Here is a 19,652-nt window from a genome sequence, read left to right on the forward strand (position 1 = left end):
AACCCCCCACCCCGCAGAGCCCGCACTTGTCGTGCTTGGGCCACCACCCGCAAGACCCGCGCACCCCCTGCGCACTTGCACCACATGAAAGGCACTCTTCGTGCGTAAGAACACCAAGCTCACCGCCATCGCCGCCGCCTCCGCCGCGCTCGCCCTCGGCCTCACCGCCTGCGGCAGCTCCTCGGACCCCTCCTCCGCGAGCGGCGACGGCAAGGTCGACGAGACCAAGCCCCTCGTCGTCGCGGCCTCCCCGAGCCCGCACGCCGACATCCTGAACTTCGTCAAGGACAAGCTCGCGGCCAAGGAAGGCCTCAAGCTGGAGGTCAAGGAGTTCACGGACTACGTCCTGCCCAACACCGCCACCGAGCAGGGCCAGGTCGGCGCCAACTTCTTCCAGCACAAGCCGTACCTCGACGACTTCAACAAGAAGAACGGCACCCACATCGTGCCCGTCGTGAACGTGCACCTGGAGCCCCTCGGCCTCTACTCCAAGAAGGTCAAGGCCCTCGCCGACCTCAAGGCCGGCCAGACCGTCGCCGTCCCCAACGACACCACCAACGAGGGCCGCGCCCTCCAGCTCCTCGCCGCGAACAACCTGATCACCCTCAAGGAAGGCGTCGGCACCAGCGCCAAGCTGTCCGACATCACCGACAAGAAGGGCCTGGAGTTCAAGGAGCTGGAGGCCGCCACCGTCCCGCGCGCCCTGAACGACGTCGACGCCGCCGTCATCAACGGCAACTACGCCCTCGAAGCCAAGCTCTCGCCCGCCAAGGACGCCCTGGCCCTGGAGAAGGCCGAGGGCAACCCGTACGCCAACTTCCTCGCGGTCAAGGCCGGCAACGAGAAGGACCCGCGGATCGAGAAGCTCGCCCGCCTCCTCGGCTCCCCCGAGGTCAGGAAGTTCATCGAGGACAAGTACCAGGGCTCGGTCGTCCCCGCGGCCGGCACCCCCGCCTCCTGACCCGCGGTACCCACCGCACCCGGCGCACCCCGCGCCACCAGTGCACACGGCCCCGCGCGCCCTCCCCGGCGCGCGGGGCCGCGGCCTGCCCGCTTCCGGGCAGGGGCGGCCATGCACATCCGCCGGGCGATGCTGCATGCTGTGGCTGAACGGCCCGCACGACGGCGCCCCGCACACTCGGTCCCGCACCACGGTCGCCCCACCTCCCAGGCATGGAGCTGCGCATGACTACCACCTTCCCGGACGTCACCATCAGCACGGACCGGCTGGTGCTGCGCCCCTTCGAGCTGGAAGACGTCACCGCGCTCGCCGAGATGATGAACGACGAGCAGGTCACCGCCTGGACCTCCCTGCCCCACCCCTACACCCACGCCGACGCCCACGCCTGGGCCACCCGCCACTCCCACACCGAGCGCACCGAAGGCCGCGGCATCGCCTTCGCCGTCTCCGAGTTCCTCACCCAGCGCCTCGTCGGCAGCGTGCACCTGAAGAACACCGACTGGCGCACCCGCAGTACCGAGGTCGGCTACGTCACCGCCCCCTGGGCCCGCGGCGAGGGCTACGCCAGCGAATCCGTACTCGCCGTCGCCCAATGGCTCTTCCACGACCAGCGCTTCGAACGCCTCGAAATCCGCACCGCCGCCGACAACACCGCCTCCCAGCAGGTCGCCCAGAAGATCGGCTGCATCAGCGAGGGCGTCCTGCGCAACGCGTGGATAGTGCGCGCACAGAACACCGACGGCACCTGGACCGGCACCCGCACCGACCTCATCGTCTGGAGCCTCCTCCCCGAGGACCTGGAGGACGCCGACGACTACGCCGGCCAGGACGGCTACGGACACGCCGTCGTGCACCGGGCCGACGCAGGCGGCCACCGCGTCTGCGCCGACTGGAACTGAACCGCCGGCCGGGTAGTCTCGACCTGCCCGTCCCCCCGACGACACTTCGCCCGCCCCCCACCGCAGCAGGAGACAGACGACGATGGCCGACCGGGTCACGGTGATCGGCTGGGACGGCTCCCCCCTGACCGCGGCCGCCCGGTCCGCGCTCTCGGCCGCCACCCTCGTGGCCGGCGCCGCCCACCACCTCGCACTCCCCGAGGTCCCGCCCGCCGCCGAACGCATCCGCCTCGGCAGCCTCGACCTCGCCGCCCGCCGCATCGCCCGCCACCGCGGCAGCGCCGTCGTCTTCGCCGACGGCGACCCCGGCTTCTTCGGCGCCGTCCGCACCCTGCGCGCCCCCGAGCACGGACTCGAGGTCGAGGTCGTCCCCGCCGTCTCCTCGGTCGCCGCCGCCTTCGCCCGCGCCGGCATGCCCTGGGACGACGCCCAGGTCGTCGTCGCCCACCCGCGCACGCTGCGCCGCGCCGTCAACGTCTGCCGCGCCCACGGCAAGGTCGCCGTCCTCACCTCGCCCGGCGCCGGCCCCGCCGAACTCGCCCTGCTGCTCGGCCCCGTCCACCGCACCTTCGTCATCTGCGAGGAACTCGGCACCGACCGCGAGCAGGTCACCGTCGTCACCTCCGACAAGGCCCCCGACCACACCTGGCGCAACCCCAACGTCGTCATCGTCATCGGTGGCCGCACCATCGCCGCCGACCCGCCCTGGCTGCTCGGCCTGAACCCCGCCCGCACCACCGAACGCGGCTGGGCCCGCCCCCTGCCCCACGCCGCCGAAGGGGAATCCGCCCTGCTGCGCGCCGCCCAGCTCGCCCGGCTCGGACCGCGCACCGGCGATCTCGTCTGGGACATCGGCTCCGGCTCCGGCGCCTTCGCCGTGGAAGCCGCCGCCTTCGGCGCCGCCGTCATCGCCGTCGACGCCGACCCGCGCGCCTGCGAACGCGCCGGCGCAGCCGCCCGCGCCCGCGCCGTACAGCTCCAAGTCGTCGCCGGACGCGCCCCCCACGTCCTGGAGGACCTCCCCGAACCGGACGTCGTCCGCGTCGGCGGCGGGGGAGCCGCGGTCGTCGCGGCCGTCGCAGACCGGCGCCCCGAGCGGATCGTCAGCCACGCCTCCACCCGCGACGAAGCGGAAGCCATCGGACGCGTCCTGGCCGAGGGCGGCTACACCGTCGAATGCGCCCTGCTGCAGTCCGTCGGGCTGGACACCCGCTCCTGGAGCGAACAGGACCGTTCCGTCGTGTTCCTCCTGGCAGCCGAGCGCCCGGTGAACCGCCAGGCCTGAGCCCGCGGTAGGCTGGCCGATCGTCGTACTGCCCTGGTACTGCCCTGGTACGTCTAGGGGTGGGTGCCCGGAACGTCCCGGGTACGTCCCCGGAACGTCCCGGGCACGTCCTGGGGCGGCGGCACGACAAGACGCGCGACGTGGCGCAGTCCACAGCAGACCATGGCGGTAATGGCCGCCATGGTGGCGAACGGGCGCGACAATGCTTACTGGTTGTCGCACGGGGCGTACGCACGACGCACGCGTCCCACGGCAACTCCGCTCGTTGGGTCATGTGGGCGCCGGGCGATCGAAGAGGCAACACGATGGGCGAGGGGTACGCATGACTGACACCGGCCAGGTACCGGGCGAGGGGCTCCCGGACAACGCGGGCAACGCGGGCATGGTGGATCAGCAGGGCATTCCCGCTCCGGTCCCGCACCCGGGCTCCGTCCCCGCTCCCGTCCCGGGGGGCTACGCCTTCCAGGACCTCGTGGACAACCCGGCCGAGCCGGAGGACGAGGAACTGCTGCTGATGCCGAGCGGACACGGCCAGGGCGGAGCGTGGAGCGACCCGCAGATCGTCCCGCCGGCGCCCGCCTACCCCGTCGAAACCTCGTACGGCGACGCGCCCTACGCCGAGTACGCCGACTACGCCGACCCCCAGGCGCAGGCCATGGCCCAGGCCCAGGCGCAGGCCATGGCGCAGACCGGTTACGTGGACCCCGGCCACACCGCCCCCGGCTTCCCCGACCCGGCCGCGTACAGCCTCGGCGCCCACGAGGCCGGCGGCCGCGACTCCGGCGCCCTGAACCTCGGCGGCCTCGTGCCGCCGCCCACGGGCGCCCCGGCCTCCCCGCTGGGCCCCGTCCCCCCGGCCGCGCCCGTCGGCCACGCCCGCCGGCCGCTGCACATGGGTCCCCCCGTCCCCGAAGCCACCAACGGCGCCGGCGTCGTCCGCTCGCTCGCCGACCGCGGGCCGGCCGCCCCGATGGCTCCCATGCCCCCGACGGCGACGGCGACGGCGACGGCGCCGGCCGCCCCCGGCGCTCCGGTCGCCACCGCCACGCCCCCGGCCGGCACGCCCGTGGCCCCGATGCCGGTGCCGGTGCCGATGGCCCAGGCAGGGCCGCCGACCCTCGGTCCCGAGTACCTCGACGTGCCGCGCGCGGAAGGCGGCGTACCCGCCGGGCCCCAGCTCGGCGAGATCCCGCCGCAGGCCGGCGCCCCGTGGGGGGCCGAGCAGGCCCCCGCGACGCCGCAGCCGGCAGCCGCCGCCGAGGCCGTCGTCCCCGCCCAGGCCGGCCAGCCCGCCGCACCCCAGGCCGGCCAGCCGGAACAGCCCGTGCAGGCCGTTCAGGGCGTTCAGTCCGTTCAGCCCGTTCAGGGCGAGCCCCAGCCTGCCCAGGTTGCGGAGAACGGTCAGGCTGCCGCGGGCGACGGTCAGCCGGTCGAGGCCGCCGGCCAGCCTGTTGCTGCTGACGGTCAGCCCGTCGAGGCCGGTCAGCCCGTCGAGGCCGGTCAGCCCGTTGCCGCCGACCAGCCTGTTGCCGCTGGCCAGCCCGTTGTGGCCGACCAGCCCGTCGATCCCGCCCAGTCCGGCCAGCCCGCGGTCGCCGTCGGGCCCGAGCAGGCGGCCGCCACCGAGGCGGCGCCGGCCCAGCCCGAGCAGCCGCAGCCCGTACCCGCGGAGCAGGCCCAGCCCGCCGCGGCGGCGGAGCCGGCCCCTGCAGCCACCGCTGCCCCCGCCGCCGACGTCGCCGTCGCGGCCGCGCCGGAGCCCCCTGCTGCCGAGGACGTCGCCGCGCCCGCGCCGGAGGCCGTTCCGGCGGCCGAGGCCGTCGCCGTGCCCGCGCCGGAGCCGGCAGCCGCCCCCGAAGCCGCCGAGGTCCCGGTGGCCCCCCAGGCCGTCGAGAGCCCCGAGGCCCCGCAGGTGCCCCAGGCCGAGCCGCAGTCGCAGGCCGAGCCCGTCGCGGCGGCCGAGCAGCCCGGGGCCGAGGTCCCTGCCGCGGCGCCGGCGGAGCCCGCCGCGGCCGCCCCCGCCCAGCCCGCGGAGGGCGTGCAGCCCGTCCCCGCCGAAGCCGTGGTGGCGGCGGCCGACGCTGCCGCTGTCGCGGAGCCCGCCGCCCCGGTCCAGGCCGAAGCCGCGGCGCAGCCCGAGCCCGTGGCCGTGCCCGCGCCCGCGGAGGGCGTGGCCGAGCCGGCCGGAGCCGAGCCCGTCGCCGCTGATGCGGCTGCGGCTGCCGCCGAGGAGCCGGCCGCAGCCCCCGCCGAGGGTTCGGGCGACGAGGCCGCGGCGGCCGAGCAGTCCGCCGCCGAGGAGCCCGCCGTAGGTGAGCCCGCCGTCGAGGGGCAGGCCACGGACGAGCCGGCCGCCGAGGAGCAGGCCGCCGAGGACGGGATCGTGGAGCCGTCCCCGGGCGAGGCCGCCCCCGGCTATGCCGACGCCGAGCGCGAGGCCGTCCTGCGCGTCATGCGCGAGCGCCGCGACATCCGCAACGGCTTCCGCACCGACCCGATCCCGCACGAGGTGCTGCTGCGCGTCCTCGAAGCCGCCCACCACGCGCCCAGCGTCGGCCACTCCCAGCCCTGGGACTTCGTCGTCATCCGCTCCGCCGAGACCCGCCGGGCGATGCACGAACTCGCCCAGCGCCAGCGCGAGGCCTACGCGAAGTCGCTGCCCAAGGGCCGGGCGAAGCAGTTCAAGGAACTGAAGATCGAGGCCATCCTCGACACCCCGGTCAACATCGTCGTCACCGCCGACCCCACCCGCGGCGGCCGCCACACCCTCGGCCGGCACACCCAGCCGCAGATGGCCCCGTACTCCTCCGCCCTCGCCGTCGAGAACCTCTGGCTCGCCGCGCGCGCCGAAGGCCTCGGCGTCGGCTGGGTCAGCTTCTTCGACGAGCGCGAGATGGTGCGCGAGCTCGGCCTCCCCGAGCACCTCGAAGTCGTCGCCTACCTGTGCGTCGGCTACGTCGACGAGTTCCCGGACGAGCCCGAACTGGCGCAGGCCGGCTGGTCGCAGCGGCGGCCCCTGGCGTGGGTCGTCCACGAGGAGACGTACGGGCGCCGCGCGCTGCCCGGCGAGGAGCCGCACGACCTGCTCTCCGAGACCGTCGCCAGCATCCGCCCGCTCGACGCGAAGGCGCTGGGCGAGGCCTGGGAGCGCCAGAAGCGCATGACGAAGCCCGCCGGGGCCCTCGGCATGCTGGAGATCATCTCGGCGCAGCTGGCCGGCCTGTCCCGGGTCTGCCCCCCGCCGATCCCGGAGCCCGCGGCCGTAGCGATCTTCGCGGGCGACCACGGCGTCCACGCCCAGGGCGTCACCCCCTGGCCCCAGGAGGTCACCACGCAGATGGTGGCCAACTTCCTGGGCGGCGGCGCGGTCTGCAACGCGTTCGCCAACCAGGTCGGCGCCGAGGTCTGCGTGATCGACGTCGGCGTCGCCGGCGAACTGCCGCCCACCACCGGCCTGCTGCCCCGCAAGGTCCGCCCCGGCACCGCCGACCTCACGGCCGGCCCGGCCATGACCCGCGAGGAAGCGGTCGCGGCCATCGAGGTCGGCATCGAGACGGCCCGCGACCTCGTCGCCGCCGGCAACAAGGCCCTGCTGACCGGCGAGATGGGCATCGCCAACACCACGATCTCCGCCGCCCTGATCTCGGTGTTCACCGGCACCGACCCGTCGGAGGTGACGGGCCGCGGCACCGGCATCAACGACGAGACGCACGCCCGCAAGGTCGACGTGGTCCGGCGCGCCCTCGAACTGCACCAGCCCGACCCCGCGGACCCGATCGGCGTCCTCGCGGCCATCGGCGGCCTGGAGCACGCGGCGATCGTCGGCATGATCCTCGGCGGCGCGTCGCTGCGCACGCCGGTCATCCTCGACGGCGTCAGCGTCGGCGCGGCCGCCCTGGTGGCCCGGGCCATCGCACCCGAGTCCCTCTCGGCGTGCATCGCCGGCCACCGCAGCGCGGAGCCCGGGCACGTCGCCGCCCTGAACAAGCTGGGCATGCGCCCGCTGGTCGACCTGGACCTCCGCCTCGGCGAGGGCACGGGCGCCCTGCTGGCCCTCCCGCTGGTCCAGAGCGCGGCCCGCGCGATGCACGAGGTCGCCACGTTCGACTCGGCGGGCGTCACGGAGAAGTAGCGGGAGCGGGCGGCTGCCCCCACAGCCGCCAGACCCGGGACCCCTTCCCCACCCGCCGGCCCGGCCCACTCGCCGGCCCGGCCCGCCCGCCCGGCCTGCCTGCCCGCCCGGTGGCTCGTCCGGCCGGCCCACTGGCCCGGCTCGGTCTGCTCGGCTCGGCCCGGCGGCCCTGCTCGGCCTGCGTGGTTGGTCCGGCTCGCCGCTGGCTCGGGGGCCCGGACTGGCTGCCCGGCCGGTTGGTCGGCTTGTGCGGTCGGCCCATTGGCCCGGCTCGGCTGGCTCGGTCTGCGGGGCCTGCTCGGCGCGGCCCGCTCGGGCCGCCGGGTCGTCACGGATGCTGCCGCCGTCCCGAGGACGCTTCGCTGGCGTTTCGCAGCCGCGGTCTGGGGCCATTTCCACCCCCGCCGGCTGGTTGCGCTGTCGTCGGCTTACGCCGGTCCTGCCGGTTCGGCTGCCCGGACCGCCGAATCCAGCCCCGCCGGCGTTTGAGGCGCAGCGGTGCGGGGGTTGGCCCCCGCCCCCTTCCCGCCCCGCTCCCGCGGCCCAGCCACCCTCGGCTTTGCCCCCTGGCGGCGTCGGAGACCGTACGGGGGCTTCCCGGCCGCCCATTGTCCTCCCCGTGCGGGCCGGCCCCTCAAGGGCGCTCCTGCGTCGCGTCGCTGCGCGATGGCCTTCGGCCACCCTTGACCGCCCGTCCCGCCGCGGAATGCCAAAGAGCTGCCGGGACGCCCCCGAAGGACGGCCAGGGGGACGGGTCGAGAGGCGGCCCCGTCAGGGATGCGGGGCGCCCGCTCCGGCCTCGTGCCGGTGGTCGGGGCGCGGGGCGCGGGGCGGCCGACAGGCAGGCGGCGGGCGGGCTGCGGGTGGAGCCCGAGGAAGCCGGGCGGCCCGGCCCGTGGTCGGGGCCGCGCTTCGCCGGGGCCCGGGGTTGGCGCGCGGGCCCGGGGCCTTATCGTGGACCCGGACAACGAAACCGCACGTCACGAAGACAAGCCGCTCCAGCGCAGCAGCGGCCCGCAGACCCGCCGCATCAGGAGCCGCAACCGCCATGGCACACCCCGCCTACCCTGTAGGACTCCGCCTCGCCGGCCGGCGCGTCGTCGTCATCGGCGGCGGCCAGGTCGCCCAGCGCCGCCTGCCCGCGCTCCTCGCGGCCGGTGCCGACGTCGTTCTCGTCTCGCCGTCCGCGACCCCGTCCGTCGACGCGATGGCCGAGACCGGTGAGATCCGTTGGGAGCGCCGCCGCTACCGGGACGGCGACCTCGCCGGCGCCTGGTACGCGCTGATCGCCACCCAGCACCGCGAGGTCAACGAGCAGGCCTCCGCCGAGGCCGAGCGCGAGCGGGTCTGGTGCGTCCGCGCCGACGACGCTTCCGCCGCCACCGCCTGGACGCCGGCCACCGGCCGCGTCGAAGGCGTCACCGTGGCCGTGCTCACCGGAAACGACCCGCGCCGTTCGGCCGCCGTGCGCGATGCGGTGGTCGAGGGGCTCCGCGACGGCTCCCTCACCGCCCCGGCGCACCGCGGCCGGCAGCAGGCCGGTGTGGCGCTCGTCGGGGGCGGGCCGGGGGACCCGGACCTGATCACCGTGCGGGGTCGGCGTCTGCTCGCCGAGGCGGACGTCGTCATCGCCGACCGGCTCGGGCCGCGCGACCTGCTCGACGAACTCCCGCCGCACGTCGAGGTGATCGACGCCGCGAAGATCCCGTACGGGCGCTACATGGCCCAGGAGGCCATCAACAACGCCCTGATCGAGCACGCCAAGGCCGGCAAGGCCGTGGTCCGGCTCAAGGGCGGGGACCCGTACGTCTTCGGGCGGGGCATGGAGGAGCTCCAGGCGCTCGCCGAGGCGGGGATCGCGTGCACGGTGGTTCCCGGGATCTCCAGCTCCATTTCCGTGCCCGCGGCCGTCGGGATCCCGGTCACGCACAGGGGCGTCGCGCACGAGTTCACCGTGGTGAGCGGGCACGTCGGGCCCGACGACCCGCGGTCCCTGGTGGACTGGGCCTCGCTGGCCCGGCTGACCGGCACCCTGGTGATCCTCATGGGGGTCGACAAGATCGGCTTGATCGCGGAGGCCCTGGTCCGGCACGGCCGCCCGGCCGACACCCCGGTCGCCGTGGTCCAGGAGGGCACCACCGCCGCCCAGCGGCGGGTCGACGCCACGCTGGCCACCGTCGGCGAGCGGGTGCGGGCCGAGGACGTCCGGCCGCCCGCCGTCATCGTCGTCGGCGACGTCGTACGGGTCGCGGAGACCGGCCCCACGCCCCCGACCCACTGAACCCCCGCCGCCCGACAGGGGCGTTGGCACCCCACCCAGGACAAGGCAGTATCACCCTGTGGCTGATCTCATCACCGTCGAGGACCCCGACGACCCGCGCCTGCGCGACTACACCGGCCTGACCGACGTGGAGCTGCGGCGCCGCCGCGAACCCGAGGAGGGCCTGTTCATCGCCGAGGGCGAGAAGGTCATCAGACGGGCCAAGGACGCCGGGTTCGAGATGCGCTCGATGCTGCTGTCCGCCAAGTGGGTCGACGTCATGCGGGACGTCATCGACGAGCTGCCCGCCCCGGTGTACGCCGTCAGCCCGGAGCTCGCCGAGCGGGTCACCGGCTACCACGTGCACCGCGGCGCCCTCGCCTCCATGCAGCGCAAGCCGCTGCCGGAGGCGGCCGAGCTGCTGGCGGGGGACGGGGCCGGACAGCGCATCGCGGTCTTCGAGGGGTTCGTCGACCACGCCAACCTGGGCGCCGCGTTCCGCAGCGCCGCCGCCCTCGGCATCAGCGCGATACTCCTGTCCCCGGACTGCGCCGACCCGCTCTACCGGCGGGCCATCAAGGTGTCCATGGGATCTGTCTTCTCCGTGCCGTACGCCCGCCTCGACTCCTGGCCGGCAGACCTGGAGAAGGTACGGGAGGCGGGCTACCGCCTCCTGGCCATGACGCCGAGCCCCAAGGCGACTCCGCTCGACCAGATCCCGCCGGAGCGCTTCGAACGCTGCGCGATCATGCTGGGCTCGGAGGGGCACGGTCTGTCGACGCACGCCCTGCGCGCCGCCGACGAATGGGTCCGGATCCCGATGGCCGAGGGCATCGACTCCCTCAACGTCGCCGCGGCCTCCGCAGTGGCCTTCTACGCGACCCGCCCCCGGGCCTGACCGTGATGTGCCCGGCGCAAGCCCCGTCCTTCAGGGCGGGGTGAGCCGGTACGGTCCGCAGAGCGAAGCTGAAGCGGCCGGCGCTGCTGCTCGATGTACTGCCGTACCACCGTGAGCGGGGCGCCGCCGCAGGAGGCCGCGAAGTAACGGGGCGACCAGAAGGGGCCGTGCATGATCGCCCGGTTCACGCGCCGGTGGAGTCCCGGCGCAGGATGCGGGCGGAGACGCCCTTGAGGCTGTTCACGAGGCCGGACACCCGCCGCCAAGCGCACCGACGAACGGGCGTGGCTGGCCGAGGTGTCCTCCGTCGTCCTGGTGCAGTCCCTCAGAGACCTGCACACCGCGTACCGGAACTTCTTCGCCTCCGTCACCGGCAAGCGGAAGGGCCCGAAGGTCGCGCCGCCCCGGTTCAAGTCCAAGCGGGACAACCGGCAGTCCATCCGCCCCACCGCCCACGGGTTCGGCCTGCGCGGCAACGGCCGTCTGTACGTGGCCAAGGTCGGAGACCTGCGGGTGCGCTGGTCGCGTCCCCTTCCGGCCGCCCCGACCTCGGTCACGGTCACGATGGACGCGGCCGGCCGGTACTGGGCCTCGTTCGTCGTGGACACCGATCCCGAGTTCCTGCCCGAGACGACCGCCGAGGCCGGTATCGACCTCGGCCTCTCGGCGTTCGCGGTCCTCTCGGTTGCAGAAGGACCTCAGCCGCAAGGCCAAGGGATCGAAGAACCGGGCCAAGGCCCGCGTCAAGGTCGCGCGCCAGCACGCCCGCGTGGCGGACCGGCGCAGGGACTGGCACCACAAGGAATCCACGCGCATCATCCGCGAGAACCAAGCGGTGTACGTGGAAGACCTCACGGTGTCCGGCCTTGCCCGCACCCGCCTCTCCAAGTCCGTGTACGACGCCGGATGGTCGGCGTTCCTCGGCATGCTGGAGTACAAGGCCGCCGAGCACGGACGGTACTTCGGCAGGATCGGCCGCTTCGAGCCGACCTCCCAGGTCTGCTCAACCTGCCTGTGGAGCGCCGGTGAGACGGGCACCTGTGCCCGCACAGCGCCGTGAAGCAGGAAGCCCCCGGAAGGGCCAGACGGCCCGGGCTGGAATCCCCGTCCTTTAGGGCGGGGAGCACGTCACGTCAGAGCTTCTGGGCCGCGGCGATGCCGAGGGCCACGATCAGCGTCACCACGACGAACACGATCAACCGCTGCCGCATCAGCCGAGGGTCCGGCCGGGAGGGACGCCGCCCCGCCCCCGTCGTACGCGGGGCCGGGCGGCCGCCCGTACGACCGGCGGTCGGCCGGGACGACGGCCCGCCCGGGTTCCGCGGCGAGGACGGTCGCGAGGACGGGCCCTCCACCGCACCCCGGACGGCGGCCCTGCCCACCGCCTGCGGGGTCGGCGTGCCGCCCGTGCGCCGCTCCCGCCGCTCCCCGCGGTCGTCCGGATACGGCTGTGGCAGCCGCCCCGTCGGCCGGTCGGAGCGCGGCATCCGCTGCGCGGGCGGCCGGCCGTCGGACAGGCCCTGGGCCTCGCGGGCGGCGATCTCCTTCAGCCGCATCGACAGCTGCAGCGTGGTGGGCCGGTCCTCCGGGTCCTTGGCCAGGCAGGCCCGTACGAGCGGCGCGAGCGCGTCGGGGACGCCGACCAGGTGGGGTTCCTCGTGCACCACGCGGTACAGCATCACCTCGGAACTGCCGTGCCCGAAGGGGGAGTCGGCGGTCGCCGCGTACGCGAGGGTGGCGCCCAGCGCGAAGACGTCGGTGGCCGGCGTGACGGCCGCACCGCGCACCTGCTCGGGCGCGAGGAAACCGGGGGAGCCCACGGCGGTGCCGACGTGGGTGAGGGTGCTGGCGCCGGTGGCCCAGGCGATGCCGAAGTCGATGATCCGCGGCCCCTTGGGCGACAGCAGGATGTTCGACGGCTTGAGGTCCCGGTGCACCACCCCGGCCTCGTGGACGGCGACCAGGCCCTCCGACAGGGCGGCGCCGATCGCGGCGATCTGGGCGGCCGTGAGGGGGCCGTCCTCGGCCACCTTGTCGTGCAGCGACGGCCCGGGCACGTACTGGGTGGCGAACCACGGCCGCTCGGCCTCCAGGTCCGCGGCCACCAGGCGCGCCGTGCACCCGCCGCGGATCCGCCGCGCGGCGGACACCTCCCGGGCGAACCGGGAACGGAACTCCTGGTCCTCGGCCAGGTCGGGCCGGATCACCTTGAGGGCGACGCGCTGCCCGCGCCGGTCGGACCCCAGGTAGACCACGCCCATCCCGCCGGCGCCGAGCCGCCGGTGCAGCCTGAACGAGCCGACGACACGCGGGTCCTCGCGCCGGAGCCGCATCATCGCCATGTCCACCCCGCTGCCCGGTCGTCCTGTTGACGTGGCACAGCTTACGGACGATCCGGCACGAGCGCTCAGAGGCCGCGCCCTCGCCCCGGTAACCGATCGTCTGTGCGGCGGCGCCCACTTGAGGGTGTCTCAGCACCGGGTGGGGTGCGCCGCCGCTGAGGGGATGGGTCGTCAAAACACCGTCGGAGCAAGGGGGTTGGTGTTTCCCGGTGCTCGGCGGGGAGTGCTGCCCGGCGGGCGGTGGGCCCGTGCGCGGGGCTCGTGAGCCGGGCGGTCGTTCAGGTGCCCCGTACGCCGACACGCGTGTGCGGGGAGTGACGGAAGTGAGCGAATTCACTACCCTCCGGTCATCTTCCGCGATCAAGCCCGGCTGCAGCCCCGTGCGGCCCCTCCGGGAGATCCCCCAACCCGCGGGTGAGGTCTCCACCCAGCGGAGTACGCCGGAGGCGCCCCGTCATCCTCCTGGAGGCCCTCCAATGGGTACGAGAGCAGGACGCCGCGCCATCCCCGCCCCCCTAGTGTTGAGGACATGCGGCGGGCGACGTTCTCGTCCCCCGAGGTCCCGGGCCGCCGCAGCCACACGACAGGGGAGAGGACCATGGCGGACACGGCACGGCACGGACGCAAGGCCTTCGCGTTCAACGCCCACGAGTCCGGTACGCGCCACCCGCTGGTGGCCGCCGCCATGGTCATCCCCCTGGCCGCCCTCCTGCTCTTCCTCTTCGGAGGCTTCGACCAGGTGGCGGCACAGGCGTCGTCCGTGGGCGTGATGCTGGGGCGCTGAGCGGCGCCCCGGGTCCGGGAGAGCGGCCCGGACCGGGACATCAGCCCGCCGAACCCCGTGGGGACGGGGGAGCGGCGGACGGCAGGTGAAGGGTGCTGCCCGTGCGACTGGGGAGTCGCACGGGCAGCACGCTCACGCATGGCCCGGAACGCCGGAGACCGTCCCCGAACGCCCCGAACGCCCCGCACGACCGGTCATGCCGGCCGCCTTTCCGTAACCTGCTCCCGAGAGGGCGAGTGACGACCGTTCGGGAGCCGCGATGAACCAGGAGCACGCCGCCCGGCGCCTCGGGAAGGGCTTCGTGCCCGCCCCCGCGGCGCCGCTGCCCGCCGCACTGGCCGCCTACGCCACCGGCGAGCCCGCGGCCCCGTACGAGCTCCTCGCCGACCGGGAGGACGGGACCGTCGTCCGCTGCGGCGGCATCGTCGCCAAGGCCCACGCCGCCGACAGCGACTGCGACGACCTCGCCGTCCGGATGCGGATCGCCGCCGACCGGGCCCTCGTCGGCGTCCTGCTGCCCCCGCTCCGCCCCGGGGCGGACCTGCTGCGCGGCCGCCCGGTCTCCCTGTGGCCGTACGGGGCCCCGGTCGACCCCGGCCTCCCGGAGGCCGCCCCCTGGGAGGCCGCCGCCCGGCTGCTGGCCGCCCTGCACCAGGTGCCGCTCGACGGGCTCCCGGGCCCGCTCCCGCCCATGCGCGGCCCCGCCAAGCTCTCCCGCGCCCTCGGTCGGCTCTCCCGCGCCGCCTCCCAAGGACTCCGCGGCCACCGCTTCGAACCGGGCCTCGGCCCCGCAGTGGTCCGGGAGGCCGCCCGCACCCTGCCCGCCTGGGTGCGCGGGACGGCCCCGGCGCCGCCGGGCGGGGTCCTGTGCCACGGGGACCTCCACCTGGGCCAGCTGGTGCGGGGCGGCGCCGCCGACGGCTGGCGGCTCATCGACGTCGACGACCTCGGCGTCGGGACCCCGGCCTGGGACCTGGCCCGGCCCGCCGCCTGGTACGCGGCCGGGGTGCTCAGCGCCGACGCCTGGGGCCGGTTCCTCGACGCCTACCGGGCCGCCGGGGGGCCGGCCGCCGGGCCGCCCGGCCGCGATCCCCGGCGGGCCCTCGACCTCGCGGCCCGCGCCCTGACCGTGCAGACCGCCGCCCTCGCCCTGGCACGTTCGGCCGAGAACCGCCGCCGACTCGACGACGTGGAACGGCTGATGGTGGAGTCCTGCGCCCGGATCGCCGCGCTCCCACCCGACACGGCGGCCCGCGCCCCGGCACAGCACTAGCCGGGCCGCGCACCCCCTCCGGCGGAACCCCCGGGTGGAAACGCGGGAGCCCCGGCCGTCGAGACGGCCGGGGCTCCCGGTCGGTGCGCGATACTGGGATTGAACCAGTGACCTCTTCCGTGTCAGGGAAGCGCTCTCCCGCTGAGCTAATCGCGCGGGCTCCACGGCCCGAAAGCCGCAGGTCAAACAAGGTGTTGCAGGATACTGCGTGCGCGATACTGGGATTGAACCAGTGACCTCTTCCGTGTCAGGGAAGCGCTCTCCCGCTGAGCTAATCGCGCGGGGGACCCGAAGATCCGGTGGACGATACTGGGATTGAACCAGTGACCTCTTCCGTGTCAGGGAAGCGCTCTCCCGCTGAGCTAATCGTCCTTGGAGGTGGAGACGGGATTTGAACCCGTGTAGACGGCTTTGCAGGCCGTTGCCTCGCCTCTCGGCCACTCCACCTCGGAGCTGCGGGGGCTCTCGGGAAGATCCCCCACCTCAGAGCGGACGACGAGACTCGAACTCGCGACATCCACCTTGGCAAGGTGGTGCTCTACCAACTGAGCTACGTCCGCACTGTCACCCTGTTCGCTCCGGGGTTTTTCCCCTTCGCTCCCTGGCGACGTGTTGAACTCTAGCGGATTCCCGGGCCAGCTCAAAAACGCGTTTCCGCAGCGTGCTGCCACCCGATCACCACCGGTCACCCGCCGGACACCTCCACGGCGGCTTTCCGCCACCGGTCATAGACTCGCAGCCGTGCACGACCTGCTTCCCCTGGCCCGCTTCGGCGGCCTCCTCGCGACCGATCTCCGCGACGTCACGAGCGACCCCGCGGCCCTCGACTCCTCCGGCTTCTGGGCGGTCGCCGCAGACTTCGAGGGACGTCTGGTCTGCGCGCGGTTCGGCGACGTACGCCCCGCGCCAGTCCCCGAGCCCGCCCCGGGGGCCTGGCGCGGCCCCGCCGCCGACGCGTGGTCCTCCTCCCTGGACCGGGCCGCTTACACCGCCGGCGTCCGCCGCATCCGCGCGCACATAGCCGCCGGCGAGGTCTACCAGGCCAACCTCTGCCGCGTGATGTCCGCACCGCTGCCCGACCCGGACGGCGCCGACGTGGACGCCCTGACGGCGCTGCTCGCCCGCGGCAACCCGGCCCCGTACGCCGGAACGATCCGCCTCCCGGCGCACGGCGTCGAGATAGCCACCGCCTCGCCCGAGCTGTTCCTGCGCCGGGCCGGGCACCACGTGGAGTCCGGCCCGATCAAGGGCACCGGCCGCACCGCCGCGGACCTGCTGCCCAAGGACCACGCCGAGAACGTGATGATCGTGGACCTGGTCCGCAACGACCTGGGCCGGGTCTGCGCCACCGGCTCCGTCACCGTCCCCGAACTGTGCGCCGTCGAGGAGCATCCGGGTCTGGTCCACCTCGTCTCCACCGTCAGCGGGGAACTGGCCGACGGCGCCGGCTGGCCGGAACTGCTCGCCGCGACCTTCCCGCCCGGCTCCGTCACCGGCGCGCCCAAGTCCTCCGCCCTGCGGATCATCGAAGCCCTGGAGACCGCCCCGCGCGGCCCCTACTGCGGCGGCATCGGCTGGGTCGACGCCGACCGCGGCACCGCCGAACTCGCCGTCGGCATCCGCACCTTCTGGATCGACCGGCAGGCGCCCGGCGGCCCGCGCCTGCTCTTCGGCACCGGCGCCGGCATCACCTGGGGCTCCGATCCGGACCGCGAATGGGCCGAGACCGAGCTCAAGGCGGCCCGGTTGCTGCGGGTAGCGTCGGGGCAGCATGCGGTGACATCCACCCCTGGCTGAGCGGAGGGATCGTACGGTGATGATCTGGCTCGACGGCGCGCTGCGGGACGCCGAAAGCGCACGGGTGTCCGTGTTCGACCACGGGCTGACCGTCGGCGACGGGGTGTTCGAGACCCTGAAGGCGGAAGGGGGCCGGGTCTTCGCCCTCACCCGCCACGTGGAACGGCTGACCCGCTCCGCCCGCGGCCTCGGCCTGCCCGACCCGGACCCGGACGAGGTCCGCCGGGCCTGTGAGGCCGTCCTCGACGCCAACCCCGTGCCCCTCGGCCGGCTGCGGATCACCTACACCGGCGGGCTCTCGCCGCTCGGCTCCGACCGCGGCGACTCCGGGCCCACCCTGGTCGTCGCCGTCGGCGAGACCACCCGCAGGCCGGACACCACCTCGGTGATCACCGTGCCCTGGGTGCGCAACGAACGCTCCGCCGTGGCCGGGCTGAAGAGCACCTCCTACGCGGAGAACGTCGTCGCGCTCGCCGCCGCCAACAAGGCCGCGGCCTCCGAGGCCCTGTTCGCCAACACCCTCGGCCGGCTCTGCGAGGGCACCGGCTCCAACGTGTTCGTCGTCCTGGACGGGGAACTGCACACCCCGCCCCTGTCCTCCGGCTGCCTCGCCGGGATCACCCGCGCCCTCGTCGTCGAATGGGCCGGCGCCAAGGAGACCGACCTGCCCTTCGACGTACTGGACCGCGCCGAGGAGGTCTTCCTGACCTCCACCCTCCGCGACGTGCAGGCCGTCCGCCGCATCGACGGCCGCCCGCTCGCCACGGCCGCCCCGGGACCCGTCACGACCGCCGCCATGCGGACCTTCGACGCGCGCGCCGCCGACGACCTCGACCCGTAGCCGACCCCGCCCGACAGCACCCCGCCCCGCAGCGGCCGCACGGCCCGGAAATCCGCTGTGCACACCTCCGCGGGGCGGGTAGAACCACAGGGATGACCACCACCCTGCGGCCCAGCGGGCCGCTCCAGCAGGGCGCCGGCGGCGCCCGCTCGCGCCCCTACGAGATCCGGGTCAACAGCAGGCGCGTCGGCGCGCTGCTCATCGCCTGCGACAGCCCGTTCGGCCCGGAGGTCGGGGAGATCCGGGACCTGGCCGTGGACCCGCCCGACCGCGGCCGGGGCCGCGCCACCGTCGCCGCGCTCGCCGCGGAGGAGGTCCTGCGCGGCTGGGGGTGCCGCCGCATCCGGGCCGTCGTGCCGGCAGGGTCGCCGGGCGGGATCCGCCTGGCCGAGGCCCTCGGGTACGTCGAGTACAGCCGCAACATGGCCAAGGAACTCCCCGACGGCCCGCCCGCACTGCCGGCCGGGGTCCTCGGCCGGCCGATGACGGCAGCCGAGTACGCGCAATGGCTGCCCAGGGCCGTCCAGGGCTACACCGAGGACATGATCAGCCGCGGCATGCCGGCCGAGGCCGCCCGGGCCAAGTCGCAGGACGACCACGCCCGCGGCCTGCCCCAGGGGCCGGCCACGCCCGGCACGCACCTCCTCGTCCTGGAGGCCGCGGGGGCGTCCGTCGGCACGGTCTGGGTGGGACGGAACGACGAGGGGGCCTACGTCTACGACGTCGCGGTCGGCGAGCAGCACCGCGGCCGCGGACACGGCCGGGCCCTGATGCTGCTCGCCGAACGCGCCGCCGTCGGCGCGGGCGAGCGCACCCTGGGACTCCACGTCTTCTCGGGGAACGTCCCCGCACTGCGGCTCTACGAGTCGCTCGGCTACCGCCCGACCGGGCTGAACTACACCAAGGACCTGATCTAGCCCGGCCTCCGCTCCCCGGCCTCCCGGCTCAGACCGGCTCCCGCTAGCTCGCGCTCTCGGCGAGCAGCCGGTCCGCGATCTCCTCGATGCGGGCGCGCAGGCCCTCCTGGCTCTTGCCGCCGTCCAGGCGCTCGCCGCCGATCACGTACGTGGGCGTGCCCGTCACACCGATCGCCTTGCCCTCGGCGTGGTCGGCGTCGACGATCAGGATATGCCGTCCGTCGATCAGGGCGGTGTCGAACTCCTCGACGTCGAGACCGAGTTCACGCGCCACATCGAGCAGCACGGCCTCGCCGCGCTCGCCCAGCTCCGCGCTGCGGGCGAGGACCGCCTCCGCGTACGGCCAGCCCTGCCCCTGCTCGGCCGCCTCCTCGGCGGCCTGCGCCGCGGCGAAGGCGTGCTTGTGCTTCTCCAGCGGGAAGTGGCGCAGCCGGATGTCCAGCCGGCCGCCGTAGCGGGCCCGCAGGGCGCGTACGTCGTCCAGAGCGCGGTGGCAGTCCGAGCACTGGAGCTCGCACCAGACGTCGAGGATCACGGAATCGGTCATGCGGACAGTCTCCCAGCCGCCGGACCCCGGTGGCGCCGCCCACCCCCTGAGGAGGAGGCGGACCCCGAGATGTCCCGGAGATCCGGCGCGGCGCCGTCCGGTGCGTGGCCCCGCCGGCGGCGCCCGGTGCAGGATGGACGGGGGACGGAGAACCGCCCTGACGGCACTGCCCTGGAGGACCGCATGCTCGCCGAGACCATATGTTCCGCGCTGGCCGCGGCAGGCCTGGGCATCGCCGCGGTGGCCGCCTACCGCAAGCGCTTCCGCACGGCCGCGCGGATCGCGGCGTACGCCCTGGTGCCGGCCGGGCTCGTGCTGACCGGCGCGGTGGCGTGGGCCTCCGACATCGTCTTCAAGCCGACCGTGTGGGCGGGCTTCGGCGTCCTCGCGCTCGCCTGGGCGCTGTTCGCCGCCACGCGTGCGGTCGAGCGCCGCGGCCTCGGCAAGGCGGGGCGGAACGAGCCGGCGGCCGCGAACGCCGGCAAGCCCGGGAAGGCCCCGCGGGCGGCCCGGGGGAGCGCCGCGCGGGACGCCGTCGCGCCCGCCGCGTCCGCGCCCTCCCTCGGGCAGGCGGCGGGCCGGCCGAAGCCCGCGTCCGACGACGACTTCTCGGACATCGAGGCGATCCTGAAGAAGCACGGAATCTGAGCCGCCGCACCCGGTTTGCCGCGCGGATGACGAGAAGGGGTGAACTCCCGCGCGAACGCTCGCGTGTT

Annotated in this window: 14 protein-coding genes, 5 tRNA genes and 2 pseudogenes; 13 read left to right on the forward strand and 8 right to left on the reverse strand. The window is 74.9% G+C overall.

Annotated elements, in window-relative coordinates; translation table 11 throughout:
- The first annotated feature begins 100 nt into the window (after positions 1-100).
- The 6 genes from ACSHWO_RS27255 (at position 101) to ACSHWO_RS27280 (ending at position 10,435) form a co-directional block, all read left to right on the forward strand.
- Positions 101-961, forward strand: a complete 861-nt coding sequence (locus tag ACSHWO_RS27255) for a MetQ/NlpA family ABC transporter substrate-binding protein (RefSeq protein WP_438315812.1) — start codon at positions 101-103, stop codon at positions 959-961.
- Between the two features lie 224 nt (positions 962-1,185).
- Positions 1,186-1,860, forward strand: coding sequence for a GNAT family N-acetyltransferase (locus ACSHWO_RS27260; protein ID WP_361091707.1), 675 nt, complete (start codon positions 1,186-1,188; stop codon positions 1,858-1,860).
- Between the two features lie 82 nt (positions 1,861-1,942).
- The gene (gene cbiE / locus ACSHWO_RS27265) at positions 1,943-3,145 is read left to right on the forward strand and encodes a precorrin-6y C5,15-methyltransferase (decarboxylating) subunit CbiE (protein WP_361091704.1); all 1,203 of its coding nucleotides are present in this window, start codon (positions 1,943-1,945) and stop codon (positions 3,143-3,145) included.
- Positions 3,146-3,467: 322 nt separating this feature from the next.
- Positions 3,468-7,277 (forward strand): nicotinate-nucleotide--dimethylbenzimidazole phosphoribosyltransferase, encoded by a 3,810-nt coding sequence (gene cobT / locus ACSHWO_RS27270; protein ID WP_438315816.1) that lies wholly within the window; start codon positions 3,468-3,470, stop codon positions 7,275-7,277.
- A gap of 1,048 nt (positions 7,278-8,325) precedes the next feature.
- Complete coding sequence (gene cobA, locus ACSHWO_RS27275) at positions 8,326-9,558, forward strand: uroporphyrinogen-III C-methyltransferase (RefSeq protein WP_438315819.1); 1,233 nt, start codon at positions 8,326-8,328, stop codon at positions 9,556-9,558.
- 58 nt (positions 9,559-9,616) lie between these two features.
- Positions 9,617-10,435 (forward strand): TrmH family RNA methyltransferase, encoded by an 819-nt coding sequence (locus tag ACSHWO_RS27280; RefSeq protein WP_361091695.1) that lies wholly within the window; start codon positions 9,617-9,619, stop codon positions 10,433-10,435.
- A gap of 71 nt (positions 10,436-10,506) precedes the next feature.
- Here the strand turns inward: ACSHWO_RS27280 and ACSHWO_RS27285 are convergent.
- A pseudogene (locus tag ACSHWO_RS27285) lies at positions 10,507-10,691 on the reverse strand (IS200/IS605 family transposase); the annotation flags it as partial.
- A gap of 32 nt (positions 10,692-10,723) precedes the next feature.
- Between ACSHWO_RS27285 and ACSHWO_RS27290 the strand changes: the two are divergent.
- Positions 10,724-11,550, forward strand: a pseudogene (locus tag ACSHWO_RS27290) (RNA-guided endonuclease InsQ/TnpB family protein).
- An 18-nt stretch (positions 11,551-11,568) separates the two neighbouring features.
- Here ACSHWO_RS27290 and ACSHWO_RS27295 read toward each other — a convergent pair.
- Positions 11,569-12,777, reverse strand: a complete 1,209-nt coding sequence (locus tag ACSHWO_RS27295; protein WP_361091693.1) for a serine/threonine-protein kinase — start codon at positions 12,775-12,777, stop codon at positions 11,569-11,571.
- Positions 12,778-13,375: 598 nt separating this feature from the next.
- On the opposite strand from ACSHWO_RS27295, the gene ACSHWO_RS27300 reads away from it, so the two are divergent.
- Entirely contained in the window at positions 13,376-13,561 is a 186-nt protein-coding gene (locus ACSHWO_RS27300; protein WP_361091690.1) for a hypothetical protein, read from the forward strand.
- 259 nt (positions 13,562-13,820) lie between these two features.
- Positions 13,821-14,834 (forward strand): phosphotransferase family protein, encoded by a 1,014-nt coding sequence (locus tag ACSHWO_RS27305; RefSeq protein WP_438315823.1) that lies wholly within the window; start codon positions 13,821-13,823, stop codon positions 14,832-14,834.
- Positions 14,835-14,918: 84 nt separating this feature from the next.
- Here ACSHWO_RS27305 and ACSHWO_RS27310 read toward each other — a convergent pair.
- From ACSHWO_RS27310 to ACSHWO_RS27330, 5 genes are all read right to left on the reverse strand, one after another.
- Positions 14,919-14,990 (reverse strand) — tRNA-Val (locus tag ACSHWO_RS27310).
- A gap of 53 nt (positions 14,991-15,043) precedes the next feature.
- Positions 15,044-15,115: transfer RNA gene (locus ACSHWO_RS27315), tRNA-Val, on the reverse strand.
- Between the two features lie 19 nt (positions 15,116-15,134).
- A tRNA-Val gene (locus ACSHWO_RS27320) sits at positions 15,135-15,206 on the reverse strand.
- A 1-nt stretch (position 15,207) separates the two neighbouring features.
- Positions 15,208-15,281, reverse strand: a tRNA-Cys gene (locus ACSHWO_RS27325).
- A gap of 40 nt (positions 15,282-15,321) precedes the next feature.
- Positions 15,322-15,394: transfer RNA gene (locus ACSHWO_RS27330), tRNA-Gly, on the reverse strand.
- A gap of 181 nt (positions 15,395-15,575) precedes the next feature.
- Between ACSHWO_RS27330 and ACSHWO_RS27335 the strand changes: the two genes are divergently transcribed.
- From ACSHWO_RS27335 to ACSHWO_RS27345, 3 genes are all read left to right on the forward strand, one after another.
- A complete protein-coding gene (locus ACSHWO_RS27335) occupies positions 15,576-16,631 on the forward strand; it encodes a chorismate-binding protein (RefSeq protein WP_438315826.1) in 1,056 nt (351 codons plus the stop codon).
- A gap of 16 nt (positions 16,632-16,647) precedes the next feature.
- The gene (locus ACSHWO_RS27340) at positions 16,648-17,472 is read left to right on the forward strand and encodes an aminotransferase class IV (RefSeq protein ID WP_361091682.1); all 825 of its coding nucleotides are present in this window, start codon (positions 16,648-16,650) and stop codon (positions 17,470-17,472) included.
- A 92-nt stretch (positions 17,473-17,564) separates the two neighbouring features.
- A complete protein-coding gene (locus tag ACSHWO_RS27345; protein ID WP_385848516.1) occupies positions 17,565-18,389 on the forward strand; it encodes a GNAT family N-acetyltransferase in 825 nt (274 codons plus the stop codon).
- Between the two features lie 43 nt (positions 18,390-18,432).
- On the opposite strand, the gene ACSHWO_RS27350 is transcribed toward ACSHWO_RS27345, so the two are convergent.
- The gene (locus tag ACSHWO_RS27350) at positions 18,433-18,936 is read right to left on the reverse strand and encodes a DsbA family protein (protein WP_361091676.1); all 504 of its coding nucleotides are present in this window, start codon (positions 18,934-18,936) and stop codon (positions 18,433-18,435) included.
- A 183-nt stretch (positions 18,937-19,119) separates the two neighbouring features.
- On the opposite strand from ACSHWO_RS27350, the gene ACSHWO_RS27355 reads away from it, so the two are divergent.
- Positions 19,120-19,584: a hypothetical protein gene (locus tag ACSHWO_RS27355; RefSeq protein WP_361091673.1), complete on the forward strand. Its 465-nt coding sequence runs from the start codon at positions 19,120-19,122 to the stop codon at positions 19,582-19,584.
- The last annotated feature ends 68 nt before the right edge of the window (positions 19,585-19,652 follow it).

The sequence above is a fragment of the Streptomyces pallidus (ex Mingjun et al. 2026) genome, assembly GCF_051550185.1.
In the GTDB taxonomy this organism is placed as follows: Bacteria; Actinomycetota; Actinomycetes; order Streptomycetales; family Streptomycetaceae; genus Streptomyces.